At 62.4% G+C, this 18,687-nt stretch carries 15 protein-coding genes; 5 read left to right on the top strand and 10 right to left on the bottom strand.

Features of this window, described 5'->3' with window-relative positions:
- Positions 1–266: 266 nt before the first annotated feature.
- The 5 genes from C4J85_RS06640 to C4J85_RS06620 all read left to right on the top strand — a co-directional run bounded on the left by C4J85_RS06640 (position 267) and on the right by C4J85_RS06620 (position 8,450).
- Positions 267–1,415: an efflux RND transporter periplasmic adaptor subunit gene (locus C4J85_RS06640; RefSeq protein ID WP_124361682.1), complete on the top strand. Its 1,149-nt coding sequence runs from the start codon at positions 267–269 to the stop codon at positions 1,413–1,415.
- 3 nt (positions 1,416–1,418) lie between these two features.
- On the top strand, positions 1,419–4,580 hold the full coding sequence (locus C4J85_RS06635) for an efflux RND transporter permease subunit (protein ID WP_124361681.1): 3,162 nt from the start codon (positions 1,419–1,421) through the stop codon (positions 4,578–4,580).
- Entirely contained in the window at positions 4,577–6,034 is a 1,458-nt protein-coding gene (gene adeC, locus C4J85_RS06630; protein ID WP_124361680.1) for an AdeC/AdeK/OprM family multidrug efflux complex outer membrane factor, read from the top strand. The genes C4J85_RS06635 and adeC overlap by 4 nt, the downstream gene beginning before the upstream one ends.
- 181 nt (positions 6,035–6,215) lie before the next feature.
- Positions 6,216–7,466, top strand: coding sequence for an OprD family porin (locus C4J85_RS06625; RefSeq protein ID WP_124409265.1), 1,251 nt, complete (start codon positions 6,216–6,218; stop codon positions 7,464–7,466).
- Between the two features lie 84 nt (positions 7,467–7,550).
- On the top strand, positions 7,551–8,450 hold the full coding sequence (locus C4J85_RS06620) for a polysaccharide deacetylase family protein (RefSeq protein ID WP_124409264.1): 900 nt from the start codon (positions 7,551–7,553) through the stop codon (positions 8,448–8,450).
- Positions 8,451–8,588: 138 nt separating this feature from the next.
- Here the strand turns inward: C4J85_RS06620 and pcaC are convergent, their stop codons facing one another.
- The 10 genes from pcaC to C4J85_RS06565 form a co-directional block, all read right to left on the bottom strand.
- Positions 8,589–8,984: a 4-carboxymuconolactone decarboxylase gene (gene pcaC / locus C4J85_RS06615; RefSeq protein WP_124366168.1), complete on the bottom strand. Its 396-nt coding sequence runs from the start codon at positions 8,982–8,984 to the stop codon at positions 8,589–8,591.
- A gap of 10 nt (positions 8,985–8,994) precedes the next feature.
- Complete coding sequence (gene pcaD / locus C4J85_RS06610; RefSeq protein ID WP_124409263.1) at positions 8,995–9,786, bottom strand: 3-oxoadipate enol-lactonase; 792 nt, start codon at positions 9,784–9,786, stop codon at positions 8,995–8,997.
- A 10-nt stretch (positions 9,787–9,796) separates the two neighbouring features.
- Positions 9,797–11,161 (bottom strand): 3-carboxy-cis,cis-muconate cycloisomerase, encoded by a 1,365-nt coding sequence (locus C4J85_RS06605; protein ID WP_124409262.1) that lies wholly within the window; start codon positions 11,159–11,161, stop codon positions 9,797–9,799.
- Between the two features lie 10 nt (positions 11,162–11,171).
- Complete coding sequence (locus tag C4J85_RS06600; RefSeq protein ID WP_065886164.1) at positions 11,172–12,467, bottom strand: MFS family transporter; 1,296 nt, start codon at positions 12,465–12,467, stop codon at positions 11,172–11,174.
- 364 nt (positions 12,468–12,831) lie between these two features.
- Positions 12,832–13,398 carry a protocatechuate 3,4-dioxygenase subunit alpha gene (pcaG, locus tag C4J85_RS06595; RefSeq protein ID WP_124403342.1) on the bottom strand — a complete coding sequence of 189 codons (567 nt, stop codon included), beginning with the start codon at positions 13,396–13,398 and terminating at the stop codon, positions 12,832–12,834.
- A 1-nt stretch (position 13,399) separates the two neighbouring features.
- The gene (gene pcaH / locus C4J85_RS06590) at positions 13,400–14,104 is read right to left on the bottom strand and encodes a protocatechuate 3,4-dioxygenase subunit beta (protein WP_124409261.1); all 705 of its coding nucleotides are present in this window, start codon (positions 14,102–14,104) and stop codon (positions 13,400–13,402) included.
- Between the two features lie 17 nt (positions 14,105–14,121).
- Positions 14,122–15,324: a 3-oxoadipyl-CoA thiolase gene (gene pcaF, locus C4J85_RS06585; RefSeq protein WP_177412940.1), complete on the bottom strand. Its 1,203-nt coding sequence runs from the start codon at positions 15,322–15,324 to the stop codon at positions 14,122–14,124.
- Positions 15,321–16,103 carry a CoA-transferase subunit beta gene (locus C4J85_RS06580; protein ID WP_177413563.1) on the bottom strand — a complete coding sequence of 261 codons (783 nt, stop codon included), beginning with the start codon at positions 16,101–16,103 and terminating at the stop codon, positions 15,321–15,323. The genes pcaF and C4J85_RS06580 overlap by 4 nt, the downstream gene beginning before the upstream one ends.
- Positions 16,100–16,957, bottom strand: coding sequence for a CoA transferase subunit A (locus C4J85_RS06575; protein ID WP_124406492.1), 858 nt, complete (start codon positions 16,955–16,957; stop codon positions 16,100–16,102). The genes C4J85_RS06580 and C4J85_RS06575 overlap by 4 nt, the downstream gene beginning before the upstream one ends.
- Positions 16,958–17,225: 268 nt before the next feature.
- Positions 17,226–18,566, bottom strand: a complete 1,341-nt coding sequence (locus C4J85_RS06565) for an MFS transporter (protein ID WP_124406491.1) — start codon at positions 18,564–18,566, stop codon at positions 17,226–17,228.
- Between the last annotated feature and the right edge of the window lie 121 nt (positions 18,567–18,687).

The raw sequence follows: 18,687 nt of genomic DNA, 5'->3' as shown, positions 1-18,687 counted from the left end.
AACACTTGGGACTATCGTTAACGCAAGGTTAATAGACGCGAACGATCATCAGAATAATTGTGGGACGACACCGTCATGGGCGCCGAACGTACTAAAATCGAGGCTTTGGGCGGTGCTTTGTCTACATTCCGCCCTGCCTGTCAAGAGTTTACAAACAACCATGAACGTAAGTATATTGCGTAGCAAGCTACTTATCTACTCACAGCTTGTTTTTCACCCTTCCACACTTCTTGTGCGCACCCTGCGCGCCTGACCCGAGGATCTTCATGCAACTTAAGCCAGCTGTTACCGCTCTGGTCACTGCCGTCGCCCTGGCATCGCTGCTCAGCGGATGTAAAAAGGAAGAAGCGGCACCGCCCGCTCAAACCCCTCAGGTCGGCGTGGTCACCATTCAACCGCAAGCCTTTACCCTGACCACCGAGCTGCCAGGCCGCACCACGGCCTACCGCATTGCCGAAGTGCGCCCGCAGGTGAACGGCATCATTCTCAAGCGCCTGTTCAAGGAAGGCGCCGACGTGAAGGAAGGGCAGCAGCTCTACCAGATCGATCCGTCGGTGTATGAGGCCACGCTCAAGAGCGCCCAGGCCAAGCTGACCCAGACCAAGTCGATCACCGATCGCTACAAGCAACTGGTCGATGAGCAAGCCGTCAGCCGCCAGGAATACGACACTGCCGTCGCCGACCGCATGACTGCCGAGGCCGACCTGCAGAGCGCGCAGATCAACGTGCGCTACACCAAGGTATTCGCGCCGATTTCCGGGCGCATTGGCCGTTCTTCGGTGACCGAAGGCGCGCTGGTCAGCAACGGCCAGGCCGACGCCATGGCCGTGATCCAGCAACTGGACCCGATCTACGTCGACGTCACCCAGTCTTCGGCAGAAATGCTCAAACTGCGTCGCGACCTGGAAAGCGGCCAACTGCAAAAAGCCGGCGACAACGCCGCCATGGTCAAGCTGACCCTGGAAGACGGCAGCGACTACGGCCACCCAGGCAAGCTGGAGTTCTCTGAAGTGTCGGTCGACCAGACCACCGGTTCCGTGACCCTGCGCGCCGTGTTCCCTAACCCTGACCATGTGCTGCTGCCCGGCATGTTCGTGCACGCCCAACTGCAAGCCGGTGTGAACAGCAAGGCCATTCTCGCGCCGCAACAAGGCGTGACCCGTGACCTGAAAGGCATTCCGACCGCACTGATCGTGAACAAGGACAACAAGGTCGAGCAACGCGTACTGGTTGCCAATCGGACTTCCGGCGCCTACTGGCTGGTGGAAAAAGGCCTGGACGCCGGCGACCGCGTGATCACCGAGGGCCTGCAATTCATCAAGCCGGGCATTGAAGTCAAGGTCAAGGACGCCGACAACGCCAAACCCGCCGGTACTGCTGCAGCGCCTGCTGCCGCTGCTGGTCAAGGGGAGTAATCCATGTCGAAATTTTTTATCGACCGTCCCATTTTTGCCTGGGTAATTGCCCTGGTGATCATGCTGGTCGGGGCACTGTCGATCCTGAAGTTGCCCATCAACCAATACCCGGCCATTGCGCCAACCGCTATTGATATCCAGGTGACCTACCCAGGCGCGTCCGCACAAACCGTGCAGGACACCGTGGTGCAGGTCATCGAGCAACAGCTCAACGGTATCGACAACCTGCGCTATGTGGCCTCGGACAGTAACTCCGACGGCAGCATGACCATCACCGCGACGTTCAACCAGGGTACCAACCCGGACATCGCCCAGGTGCAGGTGCAGAACAAGCTGAACCTGGCGACCCCACTGCTGCCGCAAGAAGTGCAGCAGCAGGGTATCCGCGTGACCAAGTCGGTGAAGAACTTCCTGATGGTGATCGGTCTGGTGTCGGAAGACGGCAGCATGACCAAGGACGACCTCTCCAACTACATCGTGTCCAACATCCAGGACCCGATCTCCCGTACTTCGGGTGTGGGTGACTTCCAGGTGTTCGGTTCGCAGTACGCCATGCGTATCTGGCTCGACCCGGCCAAGCTGAACAACTTCCAGCTGACCCCGGTAGATGTCAGCAACGCCATCAAGGCCCAGAACGTGCAGGTGGCCACCGGCCAACTGGGCGGCCTGCCTGCCCTGCCCGGCACCCAGCTGAACGCCACCATCATCGGCAAGACCCGTCTGCAAAGCGCTGAAGAGTTCGCCAAGATCCTGATGAAGGTGAATGCCGACGGTTCCCAAGTGCGCTTGGGCGACGTTGCGCGTATCGAACTGGGCGGCCAGAACTACAGCATCAGTGCACAGTTCAACGGCAAGCCGGCTTCCGGTATGGCGATCAAGCTGGCAGCCGGTGCGAACGCCCTGGACACCGGTAAAGCGATCCGCGCTACCGTTGCGTCCCTGGAACCGTTCTTCCCGCCTGGCATGAAAGCCGTGGTGCCGTACGACACGACCCCGGTGGTGACCGAATCGATCTCCGGTGTGGTGCACACCCTGGTCGAAGCGATCGTGCTGGTGTTCCTGGTGATGTTCCTGTTCCTGCAGAACTTCCGCGCCACCATCATCACCACCATGACCGTACCAGTGGTATTGCTGGGTACCTTCGGGATCCTGGCGGCGTTCGGCTTCACCATCAACACCCTGACCATGTTCGGCATGATCCTGGCCATCGGCTTGCTGGTGGACGATGCCATCGTCGTGGTGGAAAACGTCGAACGGGTGATGGCCGAGGAACACCTGTCGCCCAAGGAAGCGACGATCAAGTCCATGGGCCAGATCCAGGGCGCCCTGGTGGGTATTGCCCTGGTACTGTCGGCGGTACTGCTGCCGATGGCCTTCTTCGGCGGTTCCACCGGTGTGATCTACCGCCAGTTCTCCATCACGATCGTGTCGGCGATGGCGTTGTCGGTACTGGTTGCCCTGATCTTCACCCCAGCCCTGTGCGCCACCATGCTCAAGGCGATCGACCCGGAAAAACACGGCCAACCCAAGCGCGGCTTCTTTGGCTGGTTCAACCGCACCTTCGACAGCGGCGTACTCAAGTACGAGCGCGGCGTGGGCGCGATGATCAAGCACAAAATCCCGGCCTTCCTGGTGTACGTGCTGATCCTGGCCGGCATGATCTGGATGTTCACCCGTATTCCGAGCGCGTTCCTGCCTGAAGAAGACCAGGGCGTGATCTTTGCCCAGGTGCAGACACCGGTAGGCTCCTCGGCGGAACGCACGCAAAAAGTCATCGATGACATGCGGGCCTTCCTGCTGCATGACAAGGAAGGCGAGCCAGGCGAAGGCAAGGGTGTGAAATCGGTGTTCACCGTGAACGGCTTCAACTTTGCCGGTCGTGGTCAAAGCTCGGGTCTGGCCTTCGTGATGCTCAAGCCTTGGGACGAGCGTGATTCGTCCACGTCGGTATTCGAGATTGCCAAGCGCGCCCAGGGCTACTTCATGCAGACCTTCAAGGACGCCATGGTTTTTGCCATCGTGCCGCCGTCGGTTCTGGAATTGGGTAACGCCACCGGCTTCGACGTGTTCCTGCAAGACCAGGGTGGTGTCGGCCATGACAAGCTGATGGCAGCCCGTAACCAGTTCCTCGGTGCGGCAGCCCAAAGCAAGATACTGGCGGGCGTGCGGCCCAACGGCGTGAACGATGAGCCGCAGTACGAACTGACCGTCGATGACGAGAAAGCCAGCGCCCAGGGCATCAGCCTCTCGGACATCCAGCAGACCCTGGCCATCGCCTTGGGCGGTAGCTACATCAACGACTTCATCGACCGTGGTCGTGTGAAGAAGGTGTATGTGCAGGGTGACGCGGCCAGCCGTATGTCGCCGGAAGACCTGGACAAATGGTACGTGCGCGCCGACTCCGGGAAAATGGTGCCACTGTCGGCCATTTCGTCGGGCAAGTGGATCTACGGCTCGCCGAAGCTCTCGCGTTATAACGGTGTAGCGGCGATGGAAATCCTCGGCACGCCGGCGCCTGGCTACAGTACCGGTGACGCGATGGCGGAAGTCGAGCGCATTGCCAAGGAACTGCCGGCCGGCATCGGCTATGCGTGGACAGGCCTGTCGTACGAAGAACGTCTGTCCGGCTCCCAGGCGCCTGCGCTGTACGCCCTGTCGCTGCTGGTGGTGTTCCTGTGCCTTGCGGCATTGTACGAAAGCTGGTCGATTCCGATCGCGGTGATCTTGGTAGTGCCACTGGGTGTGATCGGTGCACTGATCGCCACCAGCATGCGCGGCTTGTCCAACGACGTGTTCTTCCAGGTGGGCTTGCTGGTGACGGTGGGCCTGGCGGCGAAAAACGCCATCCTGATCGTGGAGTTCGCCAAAGAGCTCCACGAGCAGGGCAAGGGCATCGTCGAGGCGGCCATCGAGGCGTCCCGCATGCGTCTGCGCCCGATCATCATGACGTCCATGGCGTTCGTGCTCGGCGTATTGCCGCTGGCGATTTCCACCGGCGCCGGCTCAGGCAGCCAGCACGCGATCGGTACCGGCGTTATCGGCGGTATGATCACGGCCACTGTGCTGGCGATCTTCTGGGTGCCACTGTTCTACGCAACCGTGTCCTCCGCTGGCGAGCGTAAAAAGACTGAAACCAAGCAAACTCCTAAAGAGGCTGGCCAATGAGCAAGTCGCTACTTTCCTTAGCCGTCACCGCATTCGTGCTCAGTGGCTGCTCGCTGATCCCTGACTACCAGCGCCCCGAAGCGCCGGTAGCAGCGCAGTTCCCGCAGGGGCCGGCATATTCGTCGGCCCAGGCGCCGGGCCAGGCTGCCGCCGAGCAAGGCTGGAAGCAGTTTTTCCATGACCCTGCCCTGCAACAGTTGATCCAGACTGCGCTGGTGAACAACCGTGACCTGCGCGTCGCGGCCCTGAACATCGACGCGTATGCGGCGCAGTACCAGATCCAGCGTGCCGACCTGTTCCCGGCCGTCTCGGCCACTGGCAGCGGCAGCCGTTCGCGTACTCCGGCGCGCCTGTCGCAGACCGGCGAATCGACCATTGCCAGCCAGTATTCGGCAGGCCTGGGGATCAGCTCTTATGAGCTGGACCTGTTCGGTCGCGTGCGCAGCCTGAGTGAAGAAGCGCTGCAGCGATACTTCGCCACCGAAGAAGCGCGACGCAGCACCCAGATCAGCCTGGTGGCCAGTGTGGCGAATGCCTACCTGACCTGGCAGGCCGACAAGGAACTGCTCAAGCTGACCCAGGACACTCTCGGCGCGTTCGAGCAGAGCTTCAAGCTCACCTCGCGCAGCAACGAAGTCGGCGTGGCCTCGGCCCTCGACCTCAGCCAGGCGCGCACCTCGGTGGAAAACGCCCGCGTGCAGCTGGCCCGCTATACGCGCCAGGTGGCCCAGGACGAAAACAGCCTGACCCTGCTGCTGGGCACCGGCCTGCCGGCGAATATCGCCAGCAAGCCGCTGTCGGATGACCTGCTCAGCGAAGTCCCGGCCGGCTTGCCGTCGGACCTGCTGCAACGACGTCCCGACATCGTTCAGGCCGAGTACAACCTCAAGGCCGCCAACGCCAACATCGGTGCGGCCCGCGCGGCGTTCTTCCCGAGCATCAGCCTGACCGCCAGCGCCGGTACCGCCAGCCCGAACCTGGGCGGCCTGTTCAAGGGCGGCTCGGGCACCTGGTCCTTCGCGCCGCAGATCAACATCCCGATCTTCAACGCCGGTAGCCTGCGCGCAAGCCTGGACTACTCGAAGATCCAGAAAGAGATCAACGTGGCCAACTACGAGAAGGCCATCCAGACCGGCTTCCAGGAAGTCTCCGACGGCCTCGCCGCGCGTGCGACCTACAAGCAGCAACTGGATGCACAACGTGGCTTCGTCGCCGCCAACCAGGACTACTACCGCCTGGCCGAGCGTCGCTACCGCATCGGTGTGGACAGCAACCTGACCTTCCTCGATGCCCAGCGCCAACTGTTCAGTGCCCAGCAATCGCTGATCACCGACCGCCTGGCGCAGCTGACCAGCGAGGTCAACCTGTACAAGGCCCTCGGCGGTGGCTGGAACGAGCAGACCGCTAAAAATGAGCCCGTGAAAGAAGAGGCTCCGCCGCTGAAGTTGTTCTAATAGCGCCGATGTAAACAAACCGCCTCCCTCACCGGAGGCGGTTTTTTTTACGCCGGCTTTTTATCACCAACTTGCGTTCGATCATCGCCCACAACCCGCCCTCCCCCACTTTCATCGCCCCCGCACCGCCGCGCACCATGGCCGCCACCTGCATAAACCCAATAACAACAGGTCCGAAACCATGAGCACTTTCCACCCGCGCCGGCTGTTGCTGGCTACTGCGGTCGCCAGTCTTGCCCTCCCCGTGGTCGCCGAAGAACACGGCTTTCTCGAAGATGCCAGCGCCAACCTCAACCTGCGCAATTTCTTCTTCAATCGCAACTACACCAACCCGACCAAAACCCAGGGCGGCGCGCAGGAGTGGACGCAAAGTTTCATCTTCGACGCCAAGTCCGGGTTCACTCAGGGCACGGTCGGCTTCGGGGTGGACGTGCTGGGCCTGTACTCGCTCAAGCTCGATGGCGGGCGCGGCACCGGCGGCACTCAGTTATTGCCGCTGGACCACGACGGCCGACCGGCCGATGAGTTCGGGCGCCTGGGCGTGGCATTCAAGGCGCGTTTTTCCAGAACTGAAGTGAAAGTCGGCGAATGGATGCCGGTGCTGCCGATCCTGCGCGCGGACGATGGCCGCTCACTGCCGCAAACCCTGCGTGGCGGGCAGATCACATCCAAGGAAATCGAGGGCCTGACCCTGTATGGCGGTCAGTTCCGTGCCAACAGCCCGCGCGACGACAGCAGCATGGGCGACATGTCGATGACCGGCAAACCTGCGTTCACCTCCGACCGCTTCAACTTCCAGGGCGCCGAATACGCCTTCAACGACAAACGCACGCAAGTCGGGGTATGGAATGCCCAGCTCAAGGACATTTACAGCCAGCAATTCGTCAATCTGATCCACAGCCAGCCCGTGGGCGACTGGACCCTGGGCGCCAACCTGGGGTTTTTCTACGGCAAGGACGACGGCAGCGCCCGCGCCGGCAGCCTGGACAACAAGACCTGGTCCGGCTTGTTATCGGCCCGCCACGGTGGCAACACCTTTTACGTCGGCCTGCAAAAGCTCACTGGCGACAGCGCCTGGATGCGGGTCAACGGCACCAGCGGCGGCACCCTGGCCAACGACAGCTATAACTCGAGCTACGACAACGCCGAGGAAAAATCCTGGCAAGTGCGCCACGACTACAACTTCGCCGCCCTTGGCATACCCGGCCTGACCTTGATGAACCGTTATATCAGCGGCGGCAACGTGCACACCGGCACGGTGACCGACGGCAAGGAATGGGGACGCGAAAGCGAATTGGGCTACACCGTGCAAAGCGGCAGCCTGAAAAACCTGACCCTGCGCTGGCGCAACTCCAGCATGCGTCGCGACTACAGCAACAATGAGTTCGATGAAAACCGGTTGATCGTCAGCTACCCGATAAGTCTGCTGTAAACCGGCGCCGCAGTTACTGTATGGTGCGCGCCTGCCGCTGCTGATCGACCCAGCAGCGGCCTTTTATTCGGGCCCGCGCACAGCATGAAAACCTTCGCTACAGCACTCGCAGTGTTTGCCCTGGCCCTGGGCCTGGCCGGCTGTATCGGTGCGCCCATCGCCCTGACGCCGCAGACCGAACAGCGCCTGCAAGCGCAGGCGCCGATCCGCTTCCTGCTGACCTTCGATGATGGCCCCAGCGCATCGGGGTACAACAACCCGACCCGTTCGGTGATGGCCGACCTGGCGCACAACCCGGTGCTGCCAGGGATCAAGGCGGTGTTCTTCCTGCAGACCGAAGCGGCACGCTCCGGCGGCAGCGCCCGGGGGCGCAAGACCATGGAGCGCGAGTACGCCGCCGGCCATGTCCTGGCCTTCCATACGGCCACGGCGTTTCACACCAACCACCGCTGGCTGAACGATGCCGAGCTGGAACGCACACTCACCGAAGGCGCCGCGCACATTGCCGCCATCACCGGCACGCCACCCCTGCTGGTGCGACCACCGTTCTGGAACTACGACCGCCGCACCTTCGCCGCCTACCAGCGCCACGGCATGCAGGTATTACTCACCGACCTGAGTGCCAATGACGGCAAAATCTGGGGCTTCAACGCCAGCCCGCGCCGCCGCGCCAACCTGTACCGGCAGCTGTCGGTGGTGCGTGAACGCATAGCCTTGGGCGAATTGCCGACGGTGGACGGCGTGATACCGGTGGTGGTGACTTTCCATGACATCAACCGCTACACCGCGCGGCATATGCAGGAGTACCTGCAGATCCTGATGGACAGTGCACGCATCAACGGGATGACTACCGCCGCCGAGCCGTTCTACACCGACACCGCTGCGCTGCAACGCGCGGCGCTGGCACGCACGGTCAAGGATGTGAACGAGCCGGTGCATCTGCCTGGGGTGTGGAATTGGGTGTGGGATGCCGATATGCGCTGATGCCTGAAATTCATGGCCTACAGAGATCTAATGTGGGAGGGGGCTTGCTCCCGATAGCGGTGGTTCAGTAAATGTGTCTATCACTGATATACCGCTATCGGGAGCAAGCCCCCTCCCACATTTGCCTGTGTTCCAGAGTCAGGTCTCGCGGGACTCGACACCCAACTCATCCCACACCGATTCCGCCAGATGAAACGTCGCATTCGCCGCCGGTATGCCGCAGTAGATCGCGCTCTGCATCAGCACTTCCTTGATTTCGGCGCGGGTCACGCCGTTGCTCGCGGCGGCACGTAGATGCAGCTTCAACTCTTCGGTGCGGTTCATGCCGATCAGCATGGCAATGGTGATCAGGCTGCGGGTGTGCCGGGGCAAGCCAGGACGGGTCCAGATGTCGCCCCAGGCATGGCGGGTGATCATTTCCTGGAACTCGCTGTTGAATTCGGTCAGCGCGTTGAGGCTGCGTTCGACATGGGCGTCGCCCAGCACGTCGCGGCGCACTTGCAGACCCTCGGCATAGCGTTGTTTCTCGTCCACGAAAAGCTCCTCAGCGGCCCAGCAGAAATTCAATGACACGGTCGCTGAAGGCAGCGCCGGCCTGGACATTGGACAGGTGCGCCGCATAGAACTCGGCGTATTCGGCGCCCTGTACATGGTTCTGGATAAAGTGGCTGCCGGCAGGCGGTGTTACCGCGTCTTCCGTGCCGGCAATCACCAGGGTCGGTACCTTGATCGACGCCAACTGCTCACGCAAATCCGCATCACGCACCGCCGCGCAGTTGGCGGCATACCCCTCGGGCGAGGTGGCCGCGAGCATGTCGGTGATCTGCTTGGCCTGGTGGGGATGGGCGGCGGCAAAATCGGCGGTGAACCAGCGTGCAATCGAGGCATCGCGCAGCGCGACCATCGCCGCCGCGCCATCGCGCAAGACCATTTCGATACGCGGGTTCCACACCTCTGGCGTGCCGATCTTGGCGGCGGTATTGCACACCACCAGGCGGTTAAGCCGCTTCCCTGCGTTGATGCCCAGCCACTGGCCGATCAGCCCGCCCATGGACAGCCCGCAGAAATGCGCGCGCTGAATATCCAGCGCATCCAGCAACGCGAGCACATCCTGGCCCAGTTGTTCGATGCTGTAGGGCCCTGCGGTGACCAGGGACTTGCCATGACCACGGGTGTCGAAGCGCAGCACACGAAAATGCTCGGTGAACGCCGGAATCTGGATGTCCCACATATGCAGGTCGGTGCCCAGGGAATTGGACAGCACCAATACCGGCGCATCGACGGGCCCATCGAGTTGGTAATGCAGTTCGCCCTCGGCGAGTTGTACGAAAGCCACAGCGGTCTCCTTACGCAGTCAATCCAAAGTGTTCGGTCACGGCGCGGCTGACCCAGGTCTGAGCCTGGCCCAAGTAGTGGGCCGGGTCGAGCAAACGGTCCAGTTCGGCCGACGACAACTCGGCGGTGATCTGCGCCTCGTCCGCCAGCACCGCACGTAAATGGCGCTGCTCGGCGACGGCGCGTTTGCAGCACTGCTCCAGCAGGTGATGCGCGGTTTCACGGCCCAGGCGTTGGGCCAGCACGATGCTGACGGCTTCGGCCAGCACCAGGCCCTGGGTCAGGTCGAGGTTGCGGGCCATGCGCGCGGCATCCACCTCCAAGCCATCGCTGAGCAGCAGCGCCTGTTGCAGCGCACCCGATACCAATCGGCAGATCTCGGGCAAGGTTTCCCATTCGGCATGCCACAGTCCCAGGCTGCGTTCGTGCTCCTGGGGCATGGCACTGAACATCGTCGCAACCAGGCCGGGCACGCGGGTCGCGGCGCTGATCAGCACGGCAGCGCCGACGGGGTTGCGCTTGTGCGGCATGGTTGACGAACCGCCCTTGCCCGGCGCCGAGGGCTCGAACACTTCCGCCGCTTCGGTTTGCATCAACAGGCTGATATCGCGGCCCAGCTTGCCAAGGCTGCCGGCGATCAGGCCCAGCACGCTGGCGAACTCCACCAGGCGATCACGCTGCGTATGCCAGGGCTGATCGGGCAAGCTCAGTTGCAGCTCTGCGGCCAAGGCTTGCGCCACCGGCATGGCCTGCTCGCCGAGCGCCGCCAGGGTGCCCGACGCCCCGCCAAATTGCAGCACCAGCAAACGCGGTTTCAATTCCACCAGCCGCTGGCGACTGCGCGTTACCGCGCCCAACCAGCCGGCGATTTTCATGCCCAGGGTGACCGGCGTGGCGTGTTGCAGCCAAGTGCGTCCGGCCAAGGGTGTTGACGCATACCGCTGCGCCTGGGCGGCCAGCACATCGCCCAGGCGCGCCAGGTCCGCTTCGATCAACCCCAGCGCGCGGCGCAGTTGCAGCACCAGGCCGGTGTCCATCACATCCTGGCTGGTGGCGCCCAAGTGCACATAGCGCTCGGCCCCGGCATCTGCTTCGGCAATCAGCTTGCCCAGCGCCTTGACCAATGGAATCGCCGAGTTACCCGCCGTGGCAATCGCCACGCTGAGCGCGTCCACGTCATACAACGAGGCCAGGCAGGCCTGGGCAATCGGTGCCACGGCGGCCTGCGGGATCAACCCCACCTGGGCCTCGGCCCGGGCCAGCGCGGCCTCGAAATCCAGCATGCCCTGCAAGCGGCCCTGATCACAGAACACCTCGGCCATGCTGTCAGCGGTGAAATAAGCGTCGAACAGTTGGTTGCTCGTGCGCAGTGTCATAGCTCATCCCTTACAAATCATGGTGCAAATAAGCCGCCTGCTTGGGCAGACGCAAGCTGAACAGGAACGCCACCGCCATCATCGCGGTGACGTACCAGTAGAAGGTGTTTTCCATACCGATGGACTTCAGGCTCAACGCGACCACTTCCGCCGAACCGCCGAATACCGCGTTGGCCACCGCATACGCCAGGCCCACGCCCAGGGCACGCACCTGGGGCGGGAACATCTCGGCTTTGACCAGGCCGCTGATCGAGGTGTAGAAGCTGACGATCGCCAGGGCCAGGGTAATCAGGACAAAGGCCAGGAACGGACTGGTGACGGTTTTCAGGGTCAGCAGAATCGGCACCGTGAACAGCGTGCCGAGGCCGGCGAACCAGAGCATGGAATTGCGCCGGCCGATCTTGTCGGCCAGCATGCCGAACAGCGGCTGCATGCACATGTAGAGAAACAGCGCACCGGTCATGATGTAGCTGGACGTCTTGGCGTGCATACCGACGGTGTTCACCAGGTACTTCTGCATGTAGGTGGTAAAGGTATAGAAAATCAGCGAGCCGCCGGCGGTGTAGCCCAGCACCGTGATGAACGCTTTGCCGTGGTCACGGAACAGCGCAACGATACTGCCGGCGTCCTTGTCTTCACGCATTTCCTTGCTGGTGGTTTCCTTGAGGGTACGACGCAGCAGCAGGGAGATCACCGCCGCAATGGCGCCGATCACGAACGGAATCCGCCAGCCCCAGGCGCGTAATTCTTCTTCGGTGAGGATCTGTTGCAGGATTACCACCACCAGCACCGCCAGCAATTGCCCGCCGATCAGGGTCACGTACTGGAACGAGGCGAAGAAACCGCGCTGGCCCTTGAGTGCCACTTCGCTCATGTAGGTGGCGGTGGTGCCGTATTCGCCACCCACCGACAACCCCTGGAACAGCCGCGCCACCAACAACAGCGCCGGGGCCCAGGCGCCGATATCCTTGTAAGTGGGCAGGAAGGCGATGACCAGGGAGCCGGCGCACATCATCAGCACCGATATCATCATTGAGTTCTTGCGGCCATGCTTGTCGGCCACCCGGCCAAACAGCCAGCCTCCGATGGGGCGCATCAGGAACCCGGCGGCGAATACGCCAGCGGTGTTGAGCAGTTGGACGGTGGGGTCATCCGACGGAAAAAACGCCGGGGCAAAGTAGATGGCGCAGAAGGCATAGACGTAGAAGTCGAACCATTCGACCAGGTTGCCGGAGGAAGCACCGACAATCGCAAAAATCCGTTTGCTGCGTTCTTCTCCGGTGTAGTGACTGGTTTTTGTTGTCATGGTTTTTACTCAATGGGAACGGTTAAAGCCTAGACATACTTTGCAACAACCATGTTCCGCAAGCAGACTTTTCGGACAGTGTTGCCTGGGAGGGCCCCTATCGGGGGCAAGCCCTAATGCCAGTCAGTTAAGAAGTAGAAAGGGTAAAAAGTAACCTGTGGCGAGGGAGCTTGCTCCCGCTGGACTGCGCAGCAGTCCCATTTTTGGGGCCGCTTCGCGGCCCAGCGGGAGCAAGCTCCCTCGCCACAGGTACAGTGTTCGTCCTTAACTGACTGGCATTAGGGCAAGCCCCCTCCCACACTTGATAGGCGGCGCGGTCAAAATGTGGGAGGGGGCTTGCCCCCGATGAGGCCCTCCAGCCAACTCAGTAATCGAAGAACACCGTTTCCTTATCTGTCCCTTGCAAAATTACATTCCACTGATGCACACCCGCCGCATCCGGCTTGGCAATCAAAGTGCCGCGCCGCTCGGCCGGCACACACGCCAGCAGCGGGTCATCACCATTCAACGCTTCACCGTCAAAATAAATCCGCGTCAGCAGGTGCTTCACCAATCCTCGGGCAAACACCAGCACGACAAGATGCGGCGCCTGGGTCGTGCCCTTGAGCCCCGGCACGCTGCCCGGCTTGATCGTGGTAAAGCGAAAGCGCCCTTCGGCATCCACCGGCACGCGGCCGAAGCCTTCAAAGTGGGGGTCCAGCGCTTTGTCCTGCTCGTCTTCAGGGTGGGCGTACTTGCCGGCGGCGTTCGCCTGCCAGACCTCGAGCATGGCGTCGTTGACCACCTCACCATTGCCGTCCAGCACCTGCCCGCTGATCGCCACGCGCTCGCCGAGGGTGGCGGCCACGGTCAGGTCTTCGCGGTTAAGCCAGGTCAGGCCAATGTGGTAATACGGCCCGACGGTGTGGGACGTGGTTGCGTAAAGGCTCATCTCATTTCTCCATCGGCGTGGCGTCGCGGCCGCGCAGGACGATGTCCCAGCGGTAGCCGAGGGCATAGGAAGGAATGGTTTTTTCCAGGTCGAAGCTGGCGATCAGGCGTTGCTTGGCGCGGGTGTCCGGCACACAGTTGTAGATCGGGTCGTATTCGAGCAGCGGGTCGCCGGGGAAATACATTTGCGTGACCAACCGCGTCAGCACACTCGGGCCGAACAGCGAAAAGTGGATATGCGCCGGACGCCAGGCGTTGTGGTGGTTGCCCCACGGGTAGGCACCGGGCTTGATGGTCTGGAACTGGTACCAGCCCTCGGCATCGGTAACGGTGCGCCCGGTACCGGTGAAGTTCGGGTCCAGCGGCGCATCGTGCAGGTCGCGCTTGTGGTTGTAGCGGCCGGCAGCGTTGGCTTGCCAGATCTCCACGAGGATGCCCGGCACCGGCAGGCCGTTCTCGTCCAGCACACGCCCGTGAATGATGATGCGCTCGCCCTGGGGCTCGCCTTCATGCTGGGCGGTGAGGTCGTTGTCCTGGGCCTCGATACGCTCGGCACCGATGGTCGGGCCGGTGATTTCCGACAACGAATGGGGCAGGAACACCAACGGCTGGGACGGCGAACGCAGGTTCGTCGACTGATAGGCCGGGTGCAGGTAATCAGGTTGAGTGCCCGCTTGCGGGCGCCGGTAACCGGGCTTGTCACTCATGGAGCAATCCTCTCTTGTTAGATGCGTTCAATCGCCAGGGCCAGGCCTTGGCCGACGCCCACACACATAGTCGCCAGGCCTTTACGGCCGCCGGTTTTTTCCAGCTGATGCAGGGCGGTCAGTACCAACCGCGCACCGCTCATGCCCAAGGGATGGCCCAGGGCGATGGCGCCGCCGTTGGGGTTGACCTGCGGCGCATCGTCGGCGAGGCCCAGCTCGCGCAGCACCGCCAGGCCTTGGCTGGCGAAGGCTTCGTTGAGCTCGATCACGTCAAAATCGGTGATCGCCAGCCCCAGGCGCTCCACCAGCTTGCGCACCGCCGGCACCGGACCGATGCCCATCACACGCGGGGCGACGCCGGCACTGGCCATGCCCAGTACCCGGGCGCGGGCGGTGAGGCCGTGTTTTTTCACCGCCTCGCCAGAGGCCAGGATCAGCGCGGCAGCGCCATCGTTGACCCCCGAGGCATTGCCGGCGGTCACGGTTTTGTCCGGGCCATTCACCGGTTTGAGTTTGGCCAGCGCCTCCAGGGTGGTGTCCCTGGGATGCTCGTCGTGCTCCACCAGGGTTTCGCCTTTTTTATGGGCGACCCGCACCGGTACGATTTCTTCGGCGAAGAAGCCGGCAGCTTGCGCGGCGGCGGTACGCTGCTGGCTGCGCAGGGCGAACGCGTCCTGGTCGGCGCGGGAAATGTGGTAGTCGTCGGCGACGTTATCGGCGGTCTGCGGCATCGCATCCACGCCGTACTGGGCCTTCATCAACGGGTTGATAAAGCGCCAGCCAATGGTGGTGTCTTCCAGTTTCATGCTGCGCGAAAACGCCGCATCGGCCTTGCCCATCACGAACGGCGCGCGGGACATCGACTCGACGCCACCGGCAATCGCCAACTCCATCTCGCCGCTGGCAATCGCGCGAAAGGCCGTGCCGATGGCGTCCATGCCCGAGGCGCACAGGCGGTTGAGGGTCACGCCTGGGGTGCTTTCCGGCAGACCCGCCAACAGCAGCGCCATGCGTGCCACGTTACGGTTGTCTTCGCCGGCCTGGTTGGCGCAGCCGAGGAACACTTCATCAACGGCATTCCAGTCCACCGTCGGGTTGCGCTCCATCAGTGCCTTGATCGGCAAGGCCGCCAGGTCATCGGCACGCACCGTGGACAGGCCACCGCCGAAACGACCGATGGGGGTTCGAATAGCATCACAGATAAAGACATCACGCATCAGGCTTCTCCCGGCGCTTGGCCATGGGCGGCCGCGGTGCGGGCTTCAAGGTTACGCAACGCGCTCAGTTCAACCTCGGTCGGCTCGGCGGTGGTCTCGACCTGCTCGGCAAACCGAATGGCCCAGCCGGTCGCCGCTGTCACCTGCTCACGGGTCACGCCCGGGTGCAACGCGGTGACCACGAACTCATGGGTGCCCTCCTCCGGCTCCATGATGCACAGGTCGGTAATGATGCCGACGGGACCGGCGCCCGGCAGGCCCAGGCGTTTACGCGAATCGCCACCTTCGCCGTGGCCGACCGAGGTAATGAAATCCAGCTTGTCGACAAACGAACGGGACGACTGTTTAAGGATGATCAACACGCTCTTGGCGGAACCGGCGATCTCCGGCGCGCCGCCGGCCCCCGGCAAACGCACCTTGGGCTGGTGATAATCGCCGACCACGGTGGTGTTGATATTGCCGAAACGGTCAACCTGAGCCGCGCCAAGAAAGCCCACGTCGATGCGCCCGCCTTGCAGCCAGTAGCGGAAGATCTCACCGGTAGGCACCACCGTATCGGCGGTTTCCGCCAGTTCACCGTCGCCGATGGACAGCGGCAGCACCGATGGCTTGGCGCCAATCGGGCCGGACTCGTAGATCAGCACCACGTCGGGCGACGAGGTCAGGCGCGCCAGGTTGGCCGCCTTGGACGGCAGGCCGATGCCGACAAAGCACACCGAGCCGTTCTTGAGGCGACGCGCGGCGGCGACGGTCATCATTTCATTGGTGGAGTAAGCCATCACTTGGCCTCCTGCGCAGCAGCCAGCTTGGCCTGGAATTCACGGAAGTCGGCGGTGCCGTGTATGTATTCGTCGATCCAGGCGGTAAAGGTCCCACGGTCGCGGGCAATCGGGTCCCACGCCTGGTAGAAACGGTTGTCCCGCTCGTTGTAGCCGTGGGCGTAGGACGGATGCGCGCCACCGGGCACGTGACACACGGCGGTCAGGGCCCAGGTCGGCAATACGCAGCTATTCATCGGCGCGTTCAGGTCATCGACGATTTCCTCGACGGTGACGATGCAGCGCTTGGCCGCCAGGGCCGCTTCCTTCTGCACGCCGAGAATGCCCCAGAGCAGCACGTTGCCCTTGCGATCGGCCTTCTGCGCATGGATCACCGTGACATCCGGGCGTACCGACGGCACCGCCGCCAGCACCTCGCCGGTGAATGGGCAGGTGACGGTCTTGATCAGCGGGTTGACCTTGGGCAAGTCGGAACCGGCGTAGGCACGCAACACCGCAAACGGCAGGCCGGAGGCGCCGGCGACGTAGGCATTGGCCAGGTCGGCATGGCTGTGTTCTTCGATCTCCAATGGCTGCGGCCAGTGTTTTTCCACGGCGTCGCGCAGGCGATGCAGGGAACCCACACCAGGGTTGCCGCCCCAGGAGAAAATCAACTTGCGCGCACAGCCGGCACCGATCAACTGGTCGTAGATCAGGTCAGGCGTCATACGCACCAGCGTCAGGTCTTTCTTGCCCTGACGAATGATTTCATGACCTGCGGCTGTAGGGATCAGGTGAGTAAAGCCTTCGAGCGCGACGGTATCGCCGTCGCTCACGAAGCGCTTGACTGCATCACGCAGGGTAAGAATTTCAGCCATGGGGTTGGGCTCCCGGTGTTGATCGAAAAAGGCGCTGAGGTGGCGCCGAAGTGCTTGAAGATTAAGCCGGGGAAATGGGTGGAACAATCCGATAATCGACTCAGTGTTCGGTTATCGAACGAATTGTTGCCTACCCTAATCTCCTCAACGAACACGATTCAATGTGGGAGGGGGCTTGCCCCCGATAGCGATATATCAGTCAGGAATTAGTCAACTGACCCACCGCTATCGGGAGCAAGCCCCCTCCCACAGTTAACCGCGCCAGACGTCAGGTCGCGTCGGCATGGCTGACCATGCCTTTGATCACCACGGCAGCGGTGGCCAGCGCTGCCGGAATCACCAATGCCGTCAGCACCTGCTCGAAATTCCAGCCCAGGCCCAGCAAGGTAGCCCCCATCCACGCTCCCAGAATTGCACCGAAACGGCCAATACCGAGCATCCACGACACGCCGGTGGCGCGGCCTTGGGTCGGGTAGAAACGCGCGGCCAGGGAGGGCATCGCCGATTGCGCACCGTTGACGCACATTCCGGCAATCAGCACCAGGGTTGCCAGTAAGGTGATATTGCCCAGGCTCTGCCCCACCGCGTAGGCAAATACCCCGGCCAGCAGATAGAAAGTGCCGATCACCTTGTGCGGGTTGAACCGGTCCATCGCCCAGCCCACGCCCACTGCGCTCAATACGCCGCCAAACTGGAACAACGCGCCGATGAACGCGGCCTGTTCCATGCTGGCGCCACTGTCGCGCATCAGAGTTGGCAGCCAACTGGTGAGCAGATAAACGATCACCAGGCCCATGAAGTAGGTAAGCCACAGCAACAACGTGCCGGCGCTGTAGGTGCCAGAGAAAATCACCGCGAGCACGTTGCGTGTCTTGACGGTCTTCTGCTCCGGCACGCTGAAGGCGCTAGCCTGGGCAACGATAGCGGGCTCAATGGGAGACAGGGCCTTGCGCACCTTGTCGGTGCCACGGTTGCGCACCACCAGGTAACGCGCCGATTCCGGCAACCACACCAACAGCACGGCGGCCAGGATCAACGGCAGGATGCCGCCGATCAGCAACAGGCTGTGCCAGCCGAACGCCGGGATCAACTTGGCCGAGATAAACCCGCCACCGGCCATGCCCAGGTTGAAGCCGCAGAACATGCTGGTCACCAGCAGCGACTTGTGCCGCTCGGGCGTGTATTCAGAAAGCAGCGTGGTGGCGTTGGGCATGCCGGCGCCAAGGCCCAGGCCCGTCAGGAAACGCAACACCAGCAGTTGGTCGACATTGCTGCTGTAGGCCGATGCCAGGCTGAAGGCGCCAAACACCAGCACCGCGCCCACCAGCACGCCTTTACGCCCGAAGCGGTCGGCCAGCGGGCCGGAACCCAGCGCGCCGAACACCATGCCGATCAATGCGGCGCTCATCACCGGGCCGAGGCTGGCGCGGTCGATGCCCCAGTCCTGGGACAGCGCGGGCGCGATAAAGCCCATGGCGGCGGTGTCGAGGCCGTCGAGAAAGACAATCAGGAAACACAGGATCACCACACGCCATTGATAACGCGACAACGGCTGGGCGTTGATGAAGGACTGCACGTCCAAGGTGGTACCGACAGAGGGCTGATTCATTATTTTTATTCCACACCGATGGCGGGTCAGCGACCGGGGGTCGCCGTTATTATTGGAGCGCTTGGGAGCGCTGCCGCACATTAATGAGCCAGGGGAAACAGCGTCAATCGATCAAGCCGGG

It is taken from the genome of Pseudomonas sp. R4-34-07 (assembly GCF_003852375.1).
In the GTDB taxonomy this organism is placed as follows: domain Bacteria; phylum Pseudomonadota; class Gammaproteobacteria; order Pseudomonadales; family Pseudomonadaceae; genus Aquipseudomonas.
The sequence above is the reverse complement of the archived record's forward strand: the minus strand, read 5'-3'. Positions and strand labels throughout refer to the sequence as shown.